Here is a 17,081-nt window from a genome sequence, read left to right as displayed (position 1 = left end):
GATGGCTTCAGGCACTATTCATACTTCAAATCCTGTCATTGAAGTGAGCCACGTGTGTACCCGATTTGGTGACGCCGTTGTCCATGAGGACGTCAATTTAACGATTATGCCGGGGGAAATATTTGCTATCGCCGGTGGCAATGGTTCAGGGAAATCCACACTCCTCCGGGAAATCATTGGATTACATACACCGGCTGAGGGAACGATTCGCTTGTTCGGACAAAACGTGTCAGGGTTAGGAGAGCGGGGCGCTCACAATGTGTACCGGCGTTTGGGGGTCATGTTTCAGCAGGGCGGTTTATTCAGTTCGCTGACGTTGGCCGAAAATGTGGCCGTGCCGCTAAGAGAGCACACCGATGTTTCAGCGGAATTGATTCGCGACATTGTGGCCGTGAAAATTGCCACGGTCGAATTGCCCATGGACAGTGCCGATAAATTTCCCAGTGAATTGAGTGGGGGTATGCGGCGACGAGCGGCGTTGGCACGGGCGATTGTCATGGATCCGGAGCTCCTTTTTTTAGATGAACCCACTGCAGGTCTGGATCCCATCATTGCGGCGGGATTTGATGCCTTGGTCCTGCAATTGAAAGCGGTACTAGGATTAACGGTGGTTATGGTCACGCATGACCTTGATTCTCTCTGGCGCATCGCAGATCGTGTCGCCGTGCTCGGGAACGGTACCATCCTGGGTGCAGGAACGATGCACGAACTGGCGGAATCAAGCGACCCGATCATTCATGAATATTTCCATGGTCCCCGGGGGAGGGCGGCCCAGAGTCAATATAAGGTTTCATGATGGAGCCGCGAGGGAATTATGTCATTGTCGGAGTGTTCGTCCTTGTGCTGGGTGCGATTGCGGTGGGAATGGTGTTGTGGTTGGGAAAATCAGATTACCGCAGTGCGTACGACCAGTACCATGCGTACATGCGGCAATCCGTATCCGGGTTAAGCGTCGACTCGACGGTAAAATATCGGGGGGTGAATGTGGGGCGTGTGAAGGAGATTGCGTTGAATCCGGATAATGCCGAGGAAGTGCGTTTGACGCTTGATATTCTTCGGGGCACACCTATCAAGACCGATACGGTTGCGACGTTGGAGACGCAAGGATTAACAGGATTGGCGACGATGAATTTGGAAGGAGGAAGCCGCGAGGCTCCGAGATTGGAACCCGAGCCGGGTCAAGAATATCCCGTCATTCAGACGAAACCCTCGCTCTTCTTTCGTTTGGATATGGCCATTTCGCGTCTCCTCTCAGAGCAGGGGCTTTCCAAGCTTTTGAGTAGCTTGCATGGGTTGAGTGAAAACGCTGCGGCTTTCATGAATGAGGAAAACCGGGTAAAGATGGAAGGCATTCTGAATGACCTTGCCAGGGTGTCTCACACATTGAGTAGGCAGCAGGAAACCATCGTTCAGGGAATTGACCGGGCGGCTGAAGCTGCCGAAAATCTTGCCATCCTGACCTCCACGGTGAACCAGGACATGCCAAGACTGGTCGCGCGAATTCACCAGAGTGTCGCAGCGGTCAAGACGGTGGCGGAAGAATTGGCCCGAACCGGAAAGACATTGGAATCCCTCGTTGAGGAAAGCCAGCCGGAGATTCAGCAATTCACGCGCCAAACCTTGGGTGAAACCGGGCAATTAGTCATCGAACTCCGGCAGCTGACAAACACGTTGCAACGAGTGGCTCATCAAATTGAAAGAGCGCCCGATTCGCTGATTTATGGTCGGCCCTCTCAACCCAGAGGTCCCGGTGAGTAAAGACATGAAAGCCGTGTTCCTACTGGCGGCAATATGCCTTTCGACGGCACTTTCCGCTTGTGCACTTTCTCGAGGGACGGATGAGCCGGTGCGGTCGTATGTCCTGGAAATAGGGGAAGGTGGGGAAGCTCGGGAAACGGATAGATCCCGTCCATCGAATTTGCCAAGTCTTCTTGTTTCGCTCCCTCAACCGGCTCCGGGCTATGAATCGCAAAGAATGGCCTATGAACCGGTTCCCTATGAAATTCGCTATTTTGCCACCAGCCAATGGGTGGATTCCCCCGCCCGAATGCTGGCCCCGTTAATCATGAATGGACTCGAAGGCAGTGGGGAATGGGGTGCGGTGATTCAATTGCCTTCCGTGCTTCGAGGGGACTATCGCTTGGACCTCTCCCAGGTGGCGTTGGTTCAGGAATTCACACAACAGCCGAGTCGAATTCGATTGGCACTGCGGGCACAACTGGTGACGGTTTTTCATCCTCGTGTCCTTGGAGCACGGAGTTTTGAATTCCGTGAAGATGCACCCAGCGAAGATGCCTATGGTGGTGTGCAGGCTGCCCAGAAAGCCATTGGGAGGTTGTTGGTTGAGCTGAAACACTGGTTGCAGGGTTGTCTAAAAACAGATCAACCGTCGCACTGTTAAGTCATCAATCTTCCGGGATGGAACAGAGGGAGGCTGAGAATGGGGACAAAGAATACTTTTTTCATGGGGCGGCATCCGGGGGGCATCGCCCTGATAGGGCTTGTGTGCTGGTTGATGATGGGTGTGGGAGCGAACGGGCAGGAAGGAACGAATGAAAAAGGCAAAGGCCTCTATCAACGATTATGTAGCGCCTGCCATGGAAAAGTCGGAAAGGGAGATGGGTATGCGCTGTTTGATCCGCCACCTGCAGATTTGAAGGCCCAGGCAACTCAGGAGAAGACGGATAAGGAATTATTGAACACGATTCGCAACGGACATCCCAACACGGCCATGGGAAAATGGAAATACGCCCTGTCAGAGAATGAGATGGGGGAGGTCCTGGCTTACATCAGATCCTTCAGCGGAAAAAATAGTCCCTTGAACGACTCCGGGAAAAAGTAATAAATCTCAATGGGATGGCCACATATCTGTCCCCACTTGCTTTTTTCTAATATGTCCATTATTCTAGACATATGGAAATTAATGATGCAGTGCTGGCTTTTGCGGCCCTCTCACAAGATACGCGGTTGCGGGTCTTTCGTCTGTTGGTGGAATATGGCCCGGAAGGGGCACCCGCCGGGATGTTAAGCGATGCCCTGGCCATTCCCCATAACACCTTATCCTTTCACCTCTCGCACATGAGCAACGCGGGCCTGGTCCTCTCCCGGCGAAAAGGCCGGTCAATCATCTATACCGCCAACTTTGAATTTTTCACCGACCTGATTCGCTACATGGTCAAGGACTGCTGCCGCGAGGATATGGCCAGTATCCGGGACAATAAAAAAAAGAAGTGCAGCGTTATTGAACTTTCGAATTGTTGCTAACCCACCCACAAGGAGGCACATCCATGAAACGTCTTCATATTCATATCGGAGTGGAACAGTTAGAAGAAGCCATTCGGTTTTACAGCAAATTGTTTGGGGCCCTACCGGTCAAACGCCAATCGGACTATGCCAAATGGATGATTGAAGACCCCTGCGTAAACCTGGCTATCTCCACGCGGACTTCCACCAAAGGCGTGGACCACCTGGGCATTCAGGTTGAAGAGGAACAAGAGTTGGACGAGTTACGGCAACGGCTGCGAGCTGGAAATCTTCCAATAGCCGAGGAAGGTGAAACCCTCTGTTGTTATGCCAAATCGGATAAATCCTGGGTATTGGATCCTGCGGGAGTGCCGTGGGAAGCCTACCGCACGATGGAAGACGCAGAAATATTTTCTACCCATTCGGCGCAAACGGCTACCGCCTGTTGCGAACCCGGACTCTTGGCGAAACCAGAGCCTAAAACACCCGCACAGGAATCTAGTGTCTGTTGCAGCTAATGTCCACTGAGCCCACAAAAGTCCTGGTCATCTGCACAGGCAATTCGTGCCGCTCCATCATGGCTGAAGCCCTTATTAACGAATTGGGTCAAGGACGATATCAGGCTTGGAGTGCAGGAAGTCATCCGGCTGGATACGTGCATCCCGGTTCAGTCTCGACATTGAAACGGCATGGGATTGATGCTGGCCGACCGTACAGCAAATCGTGGAATGATATGACCTCACGGCCATTCAATCTGATCATCACCGTTTGCGATCAGGCCGCCGGAGAAGCCTGCCCCATTTTTCCCGGCCAACCCCGAAAGCTGCATTGGAGTATTCCCGATCCGGGTAGAGTGATAGGCACAGAAGACGAGATCAACGCGGCTTTTGACCAGACCTTTTACTTGCTCAAGACCAGAATCGAAGACGTCATGTCATGACCGCGTGCGCCCCACGTCGCTTATCATTTCTCGACCGCTATCTCACGGCGTGGATTCTTCTGGCCATGGCGGGGGGCGTCACGCTTGGCTCGGTCTTCACCGGGGCACCGGCATTCGTGAACAGCCTCTCTCTGGGAACAACCAATATCCCCATCGCCATTGGCCTCATGCTCATGATGTATCCCCCGCTGGCTCGTGTGAAGTATGAAGAGCTGCCCTTGATCTTTCGTGATTGGAAAATTCTCCTCCTGTCACTCGTTCAAAACTGGGTCATCGGCCCCTTGCTCATGTTTGGCCTTGCCGTCATCTTTCTCCACGATTCGCCGGAATATCTGACCGGGCTCATCCTCATTGGCCTGGCCCGCTGCATTGCCATGGTACTGGTTTGGAATCAACTCGCCGAAGGCGACAATCAATATGCGGCAGCCTTGGTGGCCTTCAACAGCCTCTTTCAATTGATCTTCTTCAGTGGATTGGCCTGGTTCTATTTAGACATTCTGCCGGAAATTTTAGGTCTGGCTGTGGAAGTCGTCGACGTCAGCTTTCAGACGATTGCCGAAAGTGTCTTCACCTATCTGGGTATTCCCTTTGTGTTCGGGTTCCTCTCCCGCTGGATCGGGATCAGGCAAAAAGGCCGAGAGTGGTATGAACAGGGATTTCTCCCGACAATTGCTCCTCTCACGCTGATGGCACTCCTGTTCACTATCTTTGCCATGTTTACTCTCAAAGGCGGCATGGTGCTCAGTCTGCCTGGAGACGTGGTTCGTATTGCCCTGCCACTCATTCTCTACTTCGTCATCATGTTTCTCGTCAGCTTTAGCATGGGCAAACTCATCGGGGCCGATTATGGCAAAACCACGGCAACCTCCTTCACGGCAGCCAGCAATAACTTTGAACTGGCCATCGCCGTGGCCATCGCCGCATTCGGCCTGGGATCGTCCGTCGCGTTTGCCACCGTCATCGGGCCATTAGTCGAAGTACCGGTACTTTTAGCTCTCGTCCATGTCGCGCTCTGGTTAAAACAGAAATGGTTTGTCAGAGGCCAGCCATCCGTTCTCCTTACCTGACCTATCAAGTTCATCCCCTCTGCCCCGGGCGATCGTTGATTGCCTAATATTTCCAGACATGCCAACATATGCACATGAGATTCCGGAATGCGTCATCGAGGATAATTCAAAGAGGGGAATCATTGTGTATCGTCTACACCAACCAAGCACCATCATCATCGGGCTGATCATCCCACTGGTACTTTCCGGATGCACCAATCATCCCACGAAAGCCGAAGCCGCTTCCCTCAAGCCGGTGGAGATTAAAGAATGGCAGGTGCCTTGGGACCAGACGAGACCGCGTGATCCGTATGTGGATCAACAGCAACGCGTGTGGTTCGTAGGGCATGGAGGTGATTATATTGCCGTGCTCGACCCTGAGCTCGGGCAGTTTCACCAATTCAAACTGGATCCCGGGACCGGTCCGCACAATCTGATTGTGGATAAGGAAGGTCAGGTCTGGTATGCCGGAAATCGCGCCGCCCACATCGGCAAACTTGATCCATCCACCGGTAAGATCATTAAATATCCCATGCCCGATCCAAAAGCCCACGATCCGCATACTCTGGTGTTTGGCCATGATCGGGACATCTGGTTTACGGTCCAACAAGGGAATTTCGTGGGGCATCTCGATATGGCCACCGGGAAGATTCAACTCATGCCGCTCCCAACCGCACAAGCTCGCCCCTATGGCATGGTCCTGGATCACACACACACCCCATGGTTTACTGAATTCGGTACCAACAAGTTGGGGACGGTAGATCGAGCGACAAAGACCGTTCGAGAATTTGCGCTCTCACGGACCGAAACACGACCGCGACGACTGGCGGTGACCTCGGACGGTGTCATTTGGTATGTGGATTATGCCGAAGGGTATCTTGGATCCTACAACGCCAAAACAGGCGACATTCAGGAATGGCTGGCGCCGGGAGAAGCCGATGCCAAACCATACGGGATGACTGTCGATGACCAGGACCGGGTGTGGTTTGTGGAAACCGGTGCGTATCCTAATCGCCTCGTCGGATTCGATACACGAACCCACACGTTCATGAGTCTGACCGATATCTTCAGCGGCGGCGGAAGCGTTCGACATATGGTCTATCACCAACCAACCAAAACTATTTGGTTTGGCACGGATGCCAACACCATCGGTCGCGCCAAGGTTCCCTAGAAAAGTCCCCGGCATTTGGCCAACATGAGAGCACCTAAATGATGCCATCATACGGTTGTCATCCTGAGCCTCCCGGCGAAGGATCTGTGCCAGGATGGAATCGCGAAGCTTGAGCCAAATCTATGGTTTCCCTGCATGGATGCCTATTATGGGAGGTTCCCCATTTAGCAAACTGTATGTGATAGGTGAGCCTCAAGCATTGCCCAAGACTTTCCATGCAAAAATGATAAGGTGAAACAGCATTATTTGTAGAGCAATGACGAGCTGCCGTCATTAACCAAGGAGTTGGCATGTCCATCAAGCTGTATTCGTCGAAATATGCGCCGGGACGATCCTGTCTCCGGTACTTTCTCATCGCCATCTTCGTCATGGCACTTCCACAGTTAAGCCTTGGCGAGATGGACGACGCGTCGTCTTCATCGGAGGGGAGTGCGGCATTAGGTCAATTGGGAAGTATCGAATTTCCCGCATCAGGGTCCAGGGAAGCCCATCCCCATTTCCTAAGGGGCGTCGCGGCCCTGCATTCGTTCTGGTATGAAGAGGCCATGGAGGCTTTTCGTCGAGCGACCACGATTGATCCAAATTTTGTGATGGGATATTGGGGGGAGGCGATGGCGAACAATCATCCCGTCTGGCAGGAAGAAAATGTTGAGGCGGCACGAGCTGCGCTGGGGAAAGTTTCCGATACGGCGTCGGCGACCGTCAGAGAACGTCAGTATCTCCAGGCCGTGAACACGTTATTTGGTGAGGGAGAGAAGCTTGTCCGCGATCAGGCCTATGCGGCTCGAATGGAGAGCCTTGCCAGTGAGTATCCCGAAGATCTGGAAGCCACCTGCTTATATGCCCTGTCCCTGCTCGGGTTGGCTACCCACTATGATGAGAAGCCGGACCTTCAGGAAAAATATCGCGTCCAGGCTGGTGCCTTGGCCTTAGGGGTGTATGGAGTAAATCCCAATCATCCGTGCGCCGCGCATTACACCATTCATGCCTTTGACGATCCGATCCACGCCATCCTGGCCCTCCCTCAAGCCCGTCGCTATGCCAAGATCGCTCCCGAAGCGCATCATGCGCAACATATGCCCGCCCATATATTTGTTCAACTGGGTATGTGGGACCAGGCAGCGGCCTCCAACAAAGCCGGTTGGAAAAGTTCGCAGGCCTGGGTCAAGGACCAACAGTTGCCCCTATCGCTTCAGGATTATCACAGCCTGTACTGGTTGCAGTATGCCTACCTCCAACAAGGCCGCTACAACGCCGCCGCAGCCCTGATATTGGAGAAGCAACAGGATATGGCGCAATCATCCTCCGGCGAACAGACACAGGTCCTTGGCTATGACCGCAAGGTCAGCCGGAATTACGATCAGATGGTGGCCGCCTTTATTATAGAAACCGAACGATGGGAGCTAGCGGATCAAGCTTGGAATGTGAATGACCATCGCTTTGGCGATGAGTCTCCATCCATGTCCGTCTATATCCGAGAATTCGCGCAGAGCATGGCCACACTGCGGAATCAACCAATTGCATACCAGGTACATCCCGGGTTAAGTCCTCCGGTCCCGGAACCTTCCACGGAATCGTCTGATCCAATCACCTCACAAATCTGGAATTTGCAAATCGCAGGGTTGAAACATCTCATCAACGGCGACCACTCAGATGCTATTCGTATGCTTGATCGGGCCACCGACCTGGAAGAATCCCTCCCGCCTCCTTCCGGCCCACCTGATCTCATTAAGCCCTCCCATGAACTGTATGGCGAGTTACTGTTGGGCATCGACCGGCCGAAAGAGGCGCAACAACAATTTGAACAATCGCTGTTAAGGCATCCCAATCGGGCACGTTCACTTCTAGGCCTGGCACGGGCGGCAGCTCAATTGGGCCATATCCAGGCGACTCGGCAAGCCTATAGCAATTTTCTAGACATATGGAATCAGGCCGATTCGGATCTCCCCGAGGTGAATGAAGCGAAACAGTTCATTCAGCAAGCGGTCCAGCAATAACTCTCGGATGGGTCTTCTCCGGCATTCGCAATCGGGAATCCATCGTCTCTCTCTGACTCATTCCCGCTAGCTTCTGACGGAAATGTATCTAGTTATTAAAGAATTGAGAACATGAAAATGGCGACTGTTCTGAGAATGTGCCCTGGGACACTAGCCTGCTGGCCCCCTCGGGCACTGTCTGTGGAAGATGGTCGATGGGTCCTTAAGAGTGATAGCCAGGAATGATTGGGATTGTCATCGCTTTGCCCTCTGGATTGATGTATGATTCGTTATAATGATGAAACAACTTTCTCTCGTATTCTCTTTCCTGTGTGGAATCTTTTTTCTTATCGGGTGCACTTCTCTCCCGGCATCATCTGTCCAGCCTGAGTCGCCGGAAGTTCTGCTGGTCAATATCACTCCGTTAGACGCGACGATGTTTGAACAACGGTTGCAAGTCGATTTGCGCGTTCGGAATCCCAATGATTTTGACCTAGAGGTCACCGGCCTTGATTTCACCCTGCATCTTAATGATCAACGACTTGCCCGAGGCTTGACGAATAAGGCCTCGACTATTCCGAGACTGGGGGATGCCGTCATTTCCGTGGAGACCACGACCTCCACACTCGATGTCATACGCCAACTCCTTCAACTCTCACAACGGCAGGAAGTCTCCTATCAGGTCGACGGCGTCCTCTATAGCCAAGGTGCCCGTTTACCCTTTGAAAATAAGGGAGTGTTGCTGGACACCAACGAAATTTCCGGCTCATCTCCAGGTTCCTGAAGGAGCACCCGCTCCCTTCTTAGAGGTATTTCTCCTCCAGAGTTTTTACAAGCCAGCCCATTCCCCCCAATTTAAAAAAGTTCAACATCAGTTATTGATGTGAGGCTTGAATTTTCCTGACCCCTCTGAGTCAAGAGAAAAACACATTTTTGCCCACAATTGCTTGTGGTCTTCCTCCTCGGGCACAATCTCTTTTGATTGGAATGACATTTATCCCAAGTCAGGGAAAGGAAATAATCCATATGAGTCTGTTTGTTGATCGGATGATACGCGCAGCTAAACTTGATGTTCACCTTTATGAGGAGGTGGAAGCGGATAGGCGTTCGATGGGTCAGGCAATGGCAGTTGTGGTGTTATCCAGCCTGGCCGGTGGAATCGGGTTTATGCAAGAGGCCGGTCTGATGGGATTGGTCATTGGCACGGTCGGGTCCCTGCTTGGATGGTATGTGTGGGCGTTCATGACTTACCTCATTGGCACGAAACTTCTTCCTGAACCACAAACCCACGCTGACCATGGTGAACTCTTACGGACGATCGGCTTTTCGAGTGCCCCTGGTCTGATCCGGGTTTTCGGTATTATCCCGGGCCTAAGCGGGTTTGTGAATCTTCTTGCCGGTGTATGGATGCTCGTGGCCATGATCATTGCCGTGCGCCAAGCCTTGGATTATGAGAGCACCTACCGCGCCATTGGGGTGTGTCTTATCGGCTGGATTATTCAGGCTATCCTGCTCGCGCTGCTTGTGACTACGATGGGCGGGGTGCCTGAACTCATGCTGGAGCAACCGTGACTTTTCCCAACAGATTTTTTGAAAATGATCGGCCCTCCCGAGGTGTGTGATGCCATGCGCCTGGTCCCGTAGGAAATCCCCGCAAGCCACGTGGCGATTTTACGGAGCCGCACTCGCCGGCATGACATTTTGGCTGGGATGTGCTTCGTCGCCGTCCGGAATGGCTCCGGGTTCCTGTGAGGGCTCTCACCTGCAGACGGCCGATCTTCCTGAGCGGGGAATCTCCGCTCACCGCGGGGGGCAGTTGGGATGTCCGGTGAACACGAACGGTGCGTTTCAGCGGGCCATCTGCCTTGGCGTTCATCAGATTGAACTGGATGTGCGATCGACTGCGGATGCCGTACTTGTTGTTTCACATGATGATCGGGTAACAGACGAGCAGGGGCGAACGCTACGCATTTCCGAGTCGACTCTCGCCCAAGTCCAGAGCCTGCAGCTCGGGCCGTGTGCAGGCGAGGGGGCCGGACAGCGTATTCCGACATTTGAAGAGGCTCTTGCCATTATGCCGCACAATATCTGGATCAATGTGGATATCAAGCAGAACAATCCTTTGGTCGGGAGGCTCGTTGCCGAGACGGTCGCCAAAGCCCAACGCTTCAATCAGATTATCTTCGGCGCGCGGGACGATACCGCTCTGGCCGTGCGCCGCGTGGCAGGGAAGGCCGAAGAAGAGAGCTGGGTCGCCAACATGAGCCGGGAGATCTTTCGCTCCCAGTATGTTGACACCACTATTAATTCCTGTGATGAGTTCATCCAGCTGTCCTTTTTGCGTGGCCGGCCAAGCGTCGAGACCATGGATCAACTGAATCAGGCAGGAATCCGTGTGAACTATTCGTGGCTCGGGGATGAAGACGAGGGCGAGCTCAGGCAAGACCTGGGGGATCTGTTCGATCGTGGGGTGGACTTTGTATTGGTCGATCATGTCGGGCAGGCCATGGAAGGGGTGTGCGCTCTGGGAATCACTCCGGTGGTTCCGCACTGGAATGGCACTGCTCTCTTCACCTGCACCGAGCCTCCTCGCTGCGCACCCGAACGATGATTGTTCCCCCTCCTACTGTGGATCATCCCATTCACGTCCTTCAAAAACATTTAAAATTCTCATTCACCGGAAAGCACATGGAACATGATGAATCAATCGACCAGATTTGAAATACCCGGAGCGGACTCTAAACGCATAGTCGGTGACCGCATTCCCGGCCAGGAACGACAATTACTTTTTGTGACCGGTTTTCTTTCCAAGCGGTGGGGCAATAAAAGCAAGGCTCTGGCCGATTTGTGTAACGAGCGAGGCTGGGGATTTTGCTGTTTTGATTTTCGTGGTAATGGCGAATCAGAGGGCGCGTTCGCCGACTATACCTTGTTCGACTGGCTTGCGGACGCGCGATGCGTGACAACGATGCTGGCCGAAGGTCCGCCTGTGACCATTATCGGATCATCGTTAGGTGGCTGGCTGGCATGGCTCCTTGGACAGGATTTTCCTCACGTGCAACAATTGGTGCTCCTGGCCCCGGCGTTTAATATGATGGGAAAACGCGCGCAGGATATTGCTCCTGAACGACGCCAACGGTGGCAGGAGACCGGATGGATGCCCTGGGACGATGATGCCTTGCATAAAGACTTTCCGCTCTCGTGGAAATGGGTGGAAGAAAGCGAAGCGTTATGGGCCAGGCGATTAGATTCACCCAAAAGGGTGTCCACGCGCATTGTGCATGGACTTCAGGACGTAGTAATCCTTCCACAAGGCAGCTGGCAATTTACCGAACACCTGCTCACACAAGATCCTCAATATCCTATCGAGCTGCTTCTGAAAACCGGGGATCATCGGTTTAGCAGCCCCGCTAATCTTCAGACATTCCTGGAGGTTGCTCAACAGCTTCAGTAGGAAATCGGACCATGCTTGTTTTAACATCAGAGATTGTCGGCCACCTCCTTTCACCGCTATTGCTTCAGCCGGAATTTTTAAACCCAGGAAAGGAATAATCACCATGACTGCACCGAGCCATCCTCATGCCATTACCATTACGCCCAATCCGAATCGGGTCAAAGTGACCTTTAACGGGACGGTCATTGCGGATACCAGGCGAGCCCTGACATTGCGGGAGGGACCTGTGCCACCGGCTCACTATCTCCCGCGTGAAGATGTGACGATGTCCTGCCTTCGCCCCACGACCCATTCCACGCACTGCCCTTTTAAGGGGGACGCGTCCTATTATAGTGTGAACGTGGAGGACAAAACAGCCGAGAATGCGGTCTGGACGTATGAGACTCCCTTAGCTTCTGTGGCCGATATTAAAGATTACGTGGCTTTTTATCCCGAGAAGATGGATGCCATTGAGGAGCTTCCTTCCGCCTCATGATGTTTAAGGATTGAACCCTTTTGGATTCAATGCGGTTTTCCCCACACGATGACATCATGTGCCCAAAAGTTGCGCGTGGTCATTGCCAGGTAATCAGAGCAAGGCTATTTTTTATTGCCTCTTTCAATTAGGATAGTTGTATCTCGTCTCTAGGACAAACATTTTCATCATTATTCACTTTATCCCGGGGAGGTGTATCATGCCGATCTATGTGAGTTTAGTGAATTTTACCCATGACGGGCTGATGACCATGAAGGCTAAGGGTGTGCAGCGGTCGGACATGGTAAAGAAAAATGTCGAATCCCTGGGAGGGAAAATGCTGCACGCCTTTTATTGCCTGGGGGAATATGATGTGGTGGCCATTTTAGAGTTTCCCAATAATCGCGCCGCCATGAAGGCCGGTGTGCTCAATGCCTCAATGGGACATATTCGCATTAAGACAATGCCGGCCGTATCCCGCGATGAGTGGAAATCGGTCCTGAGTGAAACGTGGGGCAAACCCAAAAAGAAGAAGCGAGGGTGACCTGCTTTTCAACTCATTTGGCATCGAACCGGGCAATGCGTGATGTTTCTGGTCTCTTAGGGTGAGGCCTAGATTGCCTTCCATTGGATATCCGTTTCATGGCATGCTCGTGGTTGTGCAGCTAGGCCATTTCCCCTCATAATCTTTCATCACGCCTTTAGAGCATAATTGTCGGTGATCACCGTTGACGAACAGATTCATCCTGTCGGGAGGTATCTTATGGGGCCAACGAAAGCTGTCGTAAAAGACTGTGGGATCTATGATGCGAAAACCGGGAATTTGATTAAGGATGGGTTTCCTACCCCTGAGTCGATCCAGGATTATGCTGCTCATCATTATCTCGTGCTCCCTGTGGTCAATAAAGACTGTCAACCATGGTTGCTCGATGGCCAACCGATTTTTTGCCTACGTGGCACCCGCTATGAAAACCTCAAGGACGAAGTGTTGCATCTGGCACGATGTCCGGACTGTGGCGGTATGGGGATCCGGGATGATGAACCGGTAGTTGAATCCGATTGTATCCGGTGCGTGTCCTGCGGCCATGAGTTTGATACCCGTTTGGAGATGATGGAAAGTTAGAGTGAGGGATTCGTCTAGAATCCTATATAAATTTTTTCTCTAATTTCGCCTGGGACGATCATGTTGAATAGCCATTTCCATGAAGGTCACAGGAGACCACGTAGTCTCAGCCAATCTGCCTTTGGCTTGATGAGACTCCGGTCTGTCCAATTCTGTCATAGTGCTAATTCCCTCCGAACGTGCATTCAGCCATGCCCTCCCCATGTTCTTTTGGATATGTCTCACACTGATCTTTGGTGGAATGCCAGTCCTCTCGGTAAATTAGCGGATATCCCGGATGTCGAGAGATATTTCCGCTCCATCCCATTGCCGGAGAAAAGATATGCCCAATGCGAAACGGGAAAAGCCCTGCTATTTGTGTAAGGAAGCAGGGTCGGAAAGTTTAAGTTATTTGGTGTGTATACAATGCTCCCGGCATTTTTGTCGTCTTCATGGTGACCCGCAAATGGATGAATGTATCAAATGCCTCGAAGGCAACGAAGAAACCTAGAGGGGGCTGTTGAAAAAAGCCGCCAGTGGCGTTCTCGGCATTTTCCCGTGCTCATGTACTGGAAGTACGCTCTGCGCGCAAAACAAAAGTTGTGCCCTTCGGGACACGGCAGGCAATTTCCGGCCTTCCCTTCGACGTGACTCAGGGCAGGACTGGACGAACCCTTCGAAAGGCTCAGAGCATGCTTTTTTGAACCGCCCCGAGGCTTCTAATATGCAACGTGCCTGTGGGTCAATATGCCCTTGGGAATTATTATTCAACACTCCCTAGAGGTGTGCTGAAAAGGTCAGTCTTCCAGGATTGAGTTCATGAGAGGCCAAATTCTCAGTAAAATAATCTTTGATTAATTTGTCATCCTGAGCCCATGGCGAAGGATCTGTGTCCAGGTTGAGGCCCCGCACGACTGAGGAATATTCTTCGTCTGCAGAAAAGCCGAAAATGCAATCTGACCTTAGAGGCGAGCGTCTCGAGTTTCCGGCGTCTCCAGGCTAATCCGGCCCAGCGTGCCATTGCGGAATTCCGTCAAGAGAATTTTCGCCGCTTTTTCCCGATCCAATTCTCCGCCCTTTCCTTTCCGCAGACAACCGCGTTTTGTGGCGATGGCTTCGAGCACGCCCGTGCTATCCAGACCCTCTGTGAGGAAGCCGTAGCGTTTCGTCAGCGAGGAAGGGTAGCGCGCAAGAAGGATGGTGACAAGAAACTCGGCGATTTCTTCCTCGACCATCACCTTGGCGGTGACCGCGTGAATGGTCGCGAGCAGGAGTCCCACGACAGGATGTTCGATTTTTGGCCACAAGAGGCCGGGTGAGTCGATGAGCGTCATGTGGTCGTTTAGGGTGTGGCGTTGCTGGACTTTCGTTACGGCAGGTTCGTTGCCGACTTTTGCGAGGCGGCGTTTGAGCAGACTATTCATGAGCGTGGATTTGCCGACGTTAGGGATGCCCATGATCAGCATGCGGAGCGGCTTGCTGGCGCTGTGACGATGCGGGGCCAGGAGCTGACAGAGGCCGGGCACTTTGGCGGCCTGGCCGGCCTGGTGACAGGAGAGGGCGACGGCGTTGACGTCAGGTTCCCGGTTGAATTCGTTCAACCAGGCTTGAGTGACGGCGGGGTCGGCAAGATCGGCTTTGTTGAGCACCTTCAAGCAGGGGCGCTGGCGGTCCAGCCGCAGTTCCGTGATCAACGGGTTGCTGCTGGCGTCGGGCATGCGCGCATCCAGTATTTCAATCAGGACATCGATGGCTTCCATCGCTTTGGCCGCTTCCTTGCGCGCGACATTCATGTGGCCGGGAAACCATTGTATGGACATGTGAAAAAGGCTTCCTGGTGAAAATGACCTCAGAGCGGATAAATCTTATGGACCCATTGCATGACTTTATGGAGTTCAGATTCGGTCATGGCGGCACGGGATTTCCGAAACTTCGTATAGACCGCCCGATTGACCGTACCATGAGACAGTTTCCGCGATTGCTCGTGCGCACGGACATGCTGTTCGATTTTTTTTCGCAATCGATCTAATCGTTCTTTCGGGGTCTCCTGGTGCATTTCTGTTTGCCCCTGTGTCGCCAGGTTCGCCCACAATCCCTGATTGCGCATTTCGAGGACGCCGGACCGTAAAGGTTGGATACTTGATTCCGCTCGTTCCGTCGGTAGAAGGCCCTGTGCATCGGGGTATGTCCCTTCTACGAGGACCTGTGTCAATGAAGGACTGTCGGCGATTGCGGTTGTGCGTTGGTCCAGAATGTATCCCAGACATTCCCGGAATGGCCGGTCGTCCGGAGCGTAAATGTAGGCCCGTTGCTCGGCATAAGGTCCCGCTAGCGGATCCATGCGTGTGGCTCGATGAACGACCTGTTCGATCCATGGCTTAGTTCGGATATGGGTCAAGCAGATAAGATGGGTAATGGCCGGCACATCCAAGCCTTCATAGGCCATGGCCACCGTAATCAGGCAATCCACGGCTCCGCTACCCTGTCGTTTAAACGCTTTGATGGCCTGATAGGCTGCCGTGGAATCCTCACTTGTGGCAATTCTGGCCGGCACACCTCGTTCCTGGAGCCAGGCCGTATACTTTTGCGCCTGCTCAATGTTCGCGGCCACCACCAGCAGCTTTGAGCGGGAATGGGTGGTGCGATGTACCTGCCAGTCTTTCACACCCGTGCTCAAGAGTTCCAGGGCTGCTTCCGTCTTCAGGGCCGTCAGGAGTGCCGCTGCCGTCTGCTTTCCGGCATGCGCCAGGCTTTCGACATGGTGCTCGGTTCCCTGAGCGTCCAACCAGGTTGCCTGACAGTTCGCGTAATGGACGGTCAAATCAATGCAGGCATGTTCCCGCAGAGCATCGGCTAAGGAGTAGTGGATGGCGGCTCGGGATTCCGTGCTGTCCCAGTCAAGCCGGTTTCCTCGGTCGGTGTTCGAATACGGCAGAAAGGCTATCGGTGTGCCTTCACCACGTTCGAAGGTCCCGCTCATCAACACTCGCAGAACCGCCCGGTCATAGAGGGGCTGAATGGCCTCATGCCATAGACCGCCCTCTTCGAGATGATGCGGTTCATCCAGAACGAGGATATACCGTTTGCGGCGGAATTCTTTGGCGTTGATCTTGCGGGTATCGGCAGCCAGGGCCTGATAGGTCGTGACATAGGCCGCACATCCTCTTGTCGGATGTTCCTGGTTGGTGGTCATCATGGCCTCCAGCCGATGGCCTAAGAGAGCCCGGTGGCTGGGATCCTGGAAACCTCGCGCACCCTGGTCTTGTAAGACCCTGCGCGGGACAATCCAGCATAGGGCGTCGGCAATGGCTGGAATCAAGCGGGACGCCAGTATTTGAGGCAGTAGGCTTTTGCCTCCACCGGGTGTCACAGCACAGACAATGTCTGTCAGTCCTCGCCCGCCTAGAATTTGGTCGCAGATGTCCGCTAATTCCTTCTGGTGCCGACGTAGCTCCATACTTATCCCTCGGCCATCTCCAATGGAGTCCTGGGGTGCTCAGGGATTCGACAGGCTTTGCCTTTTTGGGATGGAGGAACTGGCGATTTCGAGCGATTACGCGCGCTAACGGGATCCTCAATGTTTCCGCATTGGAGGCAACGGTCCATGAGGACTAACTGACTGCTGCCCTCTCTATCATAGACGGACTCTTTCACAATCAGTCCACCGCATCGCTTACAGGCCATAAAAAACTTCC

General features: G+C 53.1%; 20 protein-coding genes. 17 read left to right on the top strand and 3 right to left on the bottom strand.

Annotated elements, in window-relative coordinates; all coding sequences use genetic code 11:
* Position 1 precedes the first annotated feature (1 nt).
* The 17 genes from LX98_RS13455 (at position 2) to LX98_RS13375 (ending at position 13,407) form a co-directional block, all read left to right on the top strand.
* A complete protein-coding gene (locus tag LX98_RS13455; protein ID WP_496429385.1) occupies positions 2–796 on the top strand; it encodes an ATP-binding cassette domain-containing protein in 795 nt (264 codons plus the stop codon).
* On the top strand, positions 793–1,758 hold the full coding sequence (locus LX98_RS13450; protein WP_496429384.1) for an MlaD family protein: 966 nt from the start codon (positions 793–795) through the stop codon (positions 1,756–1,758). The genes LX98_RS13455 and LX98_RS13450 overlap by 4 nt, the downstream gene beginning before the upstream one ends.
* Positions 1,759–1,762: 4 nt before the next feature.
* A complete protein-coding gene (locus tag LX98_RS13445; protein WP_496429383.1) occupies positions 1,763–2,401 on the top strand; it encodes an ABC-type transport auxiliary lipoprotein family protein in 639 nt (212 codons plus the stop codon).
* Positions 2,402–2,440: 39 nt separating this feature from the next.
* Positions 2,441–2,842: a c-type cytochrome gene (locus LX98_RS13440; protein ID WP_496429382.1), complete on the top strand. Its 402-nt coding sequence runs from the start codon at positions 2,441–2,443 to the stop codon at positions 2,840–2,842.
* Between the two features lie 71 nt (positions 2,843–2,913).
* On the top strand, positions 2,914–3,264 hold the full coding sequence (locus tag LX98_RS13435) for a metalloregulator ArsR/SmtB family transcription factor (protein WP_496429381.1): 351 nt from the start codon (positions 2,914–2,916) through the stop codon (positions 3,262–3,264).
* A 23-nt stretch (positions 3,265–3,287) separates the two neighbouring features.
* A complete protein-coding gene (locus LX98_RS13430) occupies positions 3,288–3,761 on the top strand; it encodes an ArsI/CadI family heavy metal resistance metalloenzyme (protein ID WP_496429380.1) in 474 nt (157 codons plus the stop codon).
* The gene (locus tag LX98_RS13425) at positions 3,761–4,183 is read left to right on the top strand and encodes an arsenate reductase/protein-tyrosine-phosphatase family protein (protein WP_496429379.1); all 423 of its coding nucleotides are present in this window, start codon (positions 3,761–3,763) and stop codon (positions 4,181–4,183) included. Before LX98_RS13430 ends, LX98_RS13425 begins: the two co-directional genes overlap by 1 nt.
* On the top strand, positions 4,180–5,250 hold the full coding sequence (gene arsB / locus LX98_RS13420) for an ACR3 family arsenite efflux transporter (protein WP_496429378.1): 1,071 nt from the start codon (positions 4,180–4,182) through the stop codon (positions 5,248–5,250). Before LX98_RS13425 ends, arsB begins: the two co-directional genes overlap by 4 nt.
* Before the next feature lie 124 nt (positions 5,251–5,374).
* A complete protein-coding gene (locus tag LX98_RS13415; RefSeq protein WP_496429377.1) occupies positions 5,375–6,400 on the top strand; it encodes a virginiamycin B lyase family protein in 1,026 nt (341 codons plus the stop codon).
* A 290-nt stretch (positions 6,401–6,690) separates the two neighbouring features.
* The gene (locus LX98_RS13410) at positions 6,691–8,397 is read left to right on the top strand and encodes a hypothetical protein (protein WP_496429376.1); all 1,707 of its coding nucleotides are present in this window, start codon (positions 6,691–6,693) and stop codon (positions 8,395–8,397) included.
* Positions 8,398–8,671: 274 nt separating this feature from the next.
* Positions 8,672–9,160 carry an LEA type 2 family protein gene (locus tag LX98_RS13405; RefSeq protein WP_496429375.1) on the top strand — a complete coding sequence of 163 codons (489 nt, stop codon included), beginning with the start codon at positions 8,672–8,674 and terminating at the stop codon, positions 9,158–9,160.
* Positions 9,161–9,402: 242 nt separating this feature from the next.
* Positions 9,403–9,948, top strand: a complete 546-nt coding sequence (locus LX98_RS13400) for a YIP1 family protein (protein ID WP_496429374.1) — start codon at positions 9,403–9,405, stop codon at positions 9,946–9,948.
* A 49-nt stretch (positions 9,949–9,997) separates the two neighbouring features.
* Positions 9,998–10,987, top strand: coding sequence for a glycerophosphodiester phosphodiesterase family protein (locus LX98_RS13395; protein ID WP_496429373.1), 990 nt, complete (start codon positions 9,998–10,000; stop codon positions 10,985–10,987).
* Positions 10,988–11,071: 84 nt separating this feature from the next.
* Complete coding sequence (locus LX98_RS13390; protein WP_496429372.1) at positions 11,072–11,830, top strand: alpha/beta fold hydrolase; 759 nt, start codon at positions 11,072–11,074, stop codon at positions 11,828–11,830.
* A gap of 103 nt (positions 11,831–11,933) precedes the next feature.
* The gene (locus LX98_RS13385) at positions 11,934–12,305 is read left to right on the top strand and encodes a DUF427 domain-containing protein (protein WP_496429371.1); all 372 of its coding nucleotides are present in this window, start codon (positions 11,934–11,936) and stop codon (positions 12,303–12,305) included.
* A 199-nt stretch (positions 12,306–12,504) separates the two neighbouring features.
* Positions 12,505–12,828 carry a GYD domain-containing protein gene (locus LX98_RS13380; RefSeq protein WP_312639921.1) on the top strand — a complete coding sequence of 108 codons (324 nt, stop codon included), beginning with the start codon at positions 12,505–12,507 and terminating at the stop codon, positions 12,826–12,828.
* Between the two features lie 219 nt (positions 12,829–13,047).
* Positions 13,048–13,407 carry a hypothetical protein gene (locus LX98_RS13375; protein ID WP_312639922.1) on the top strand — a complete coding sequence of 120 codons (360 nt, stop codon included), beginning with the start codon at positions 13,048–13,050 and terminating at the stop codon, positions 13,405–13,407.
* Positions 13,408–14,348: 941 nt separating this feature from the next.
* Here the strand turns inward: LX98_RS13375 and ylqF are convergent.
* From ylqF to LX98_RS13360, 3 genes are read right to left on the bottom strand one after another with little or no spacing between them, the layout of a single operon-like run.
* Positions 14,349–15,206, bottom strand: coding sequence for a ribosome biogenesis GTPase YlqF (gene ylqF, locus LX98_RS13370; RefSeq protein WP_496429370.1), 858 nt, complete (start codon positions 15,204–15,206; stop codon positions 14,349–14,351).
* A 29-nt stretch (positions 15,207–15,235) separates the two neighbouring features.
* Positions 15,236–16,843 carry a DEAD/DEAH box helicase family protein gene (locus LX98_RS13365; protein ID WP_496429369.1) on the bottom strand — a complete coding sequence of 536 codons (1,608 nt, stop codon included), beginning with the start codon at positions 16,841–16,843 and terminating at the stop codon, positions 15,236–15,238.
* A gap of 2 nt (positions 16,844–16,845) precedes the next feature.
* Positions 16,846–17,070 carry a hypothetical protein gene (locus tag LX98_RS13360; protein WP_496429368.1) on the bottom strand — a complete coding sequence of 75 codons (225 nt, stop codon included), beginning with the start codon at positions 17,068–17,070 and terminating at the stop codon, positions 16,846–16,848.
* Positions 17,071–17,081: the final 11 nt, after the last annotated feature.

The organism is Nitrospira marina (assembly GCF_059568365.1).
This window is presented reverse-complemented; position numbering and strand designations above follow the sequence as displayed.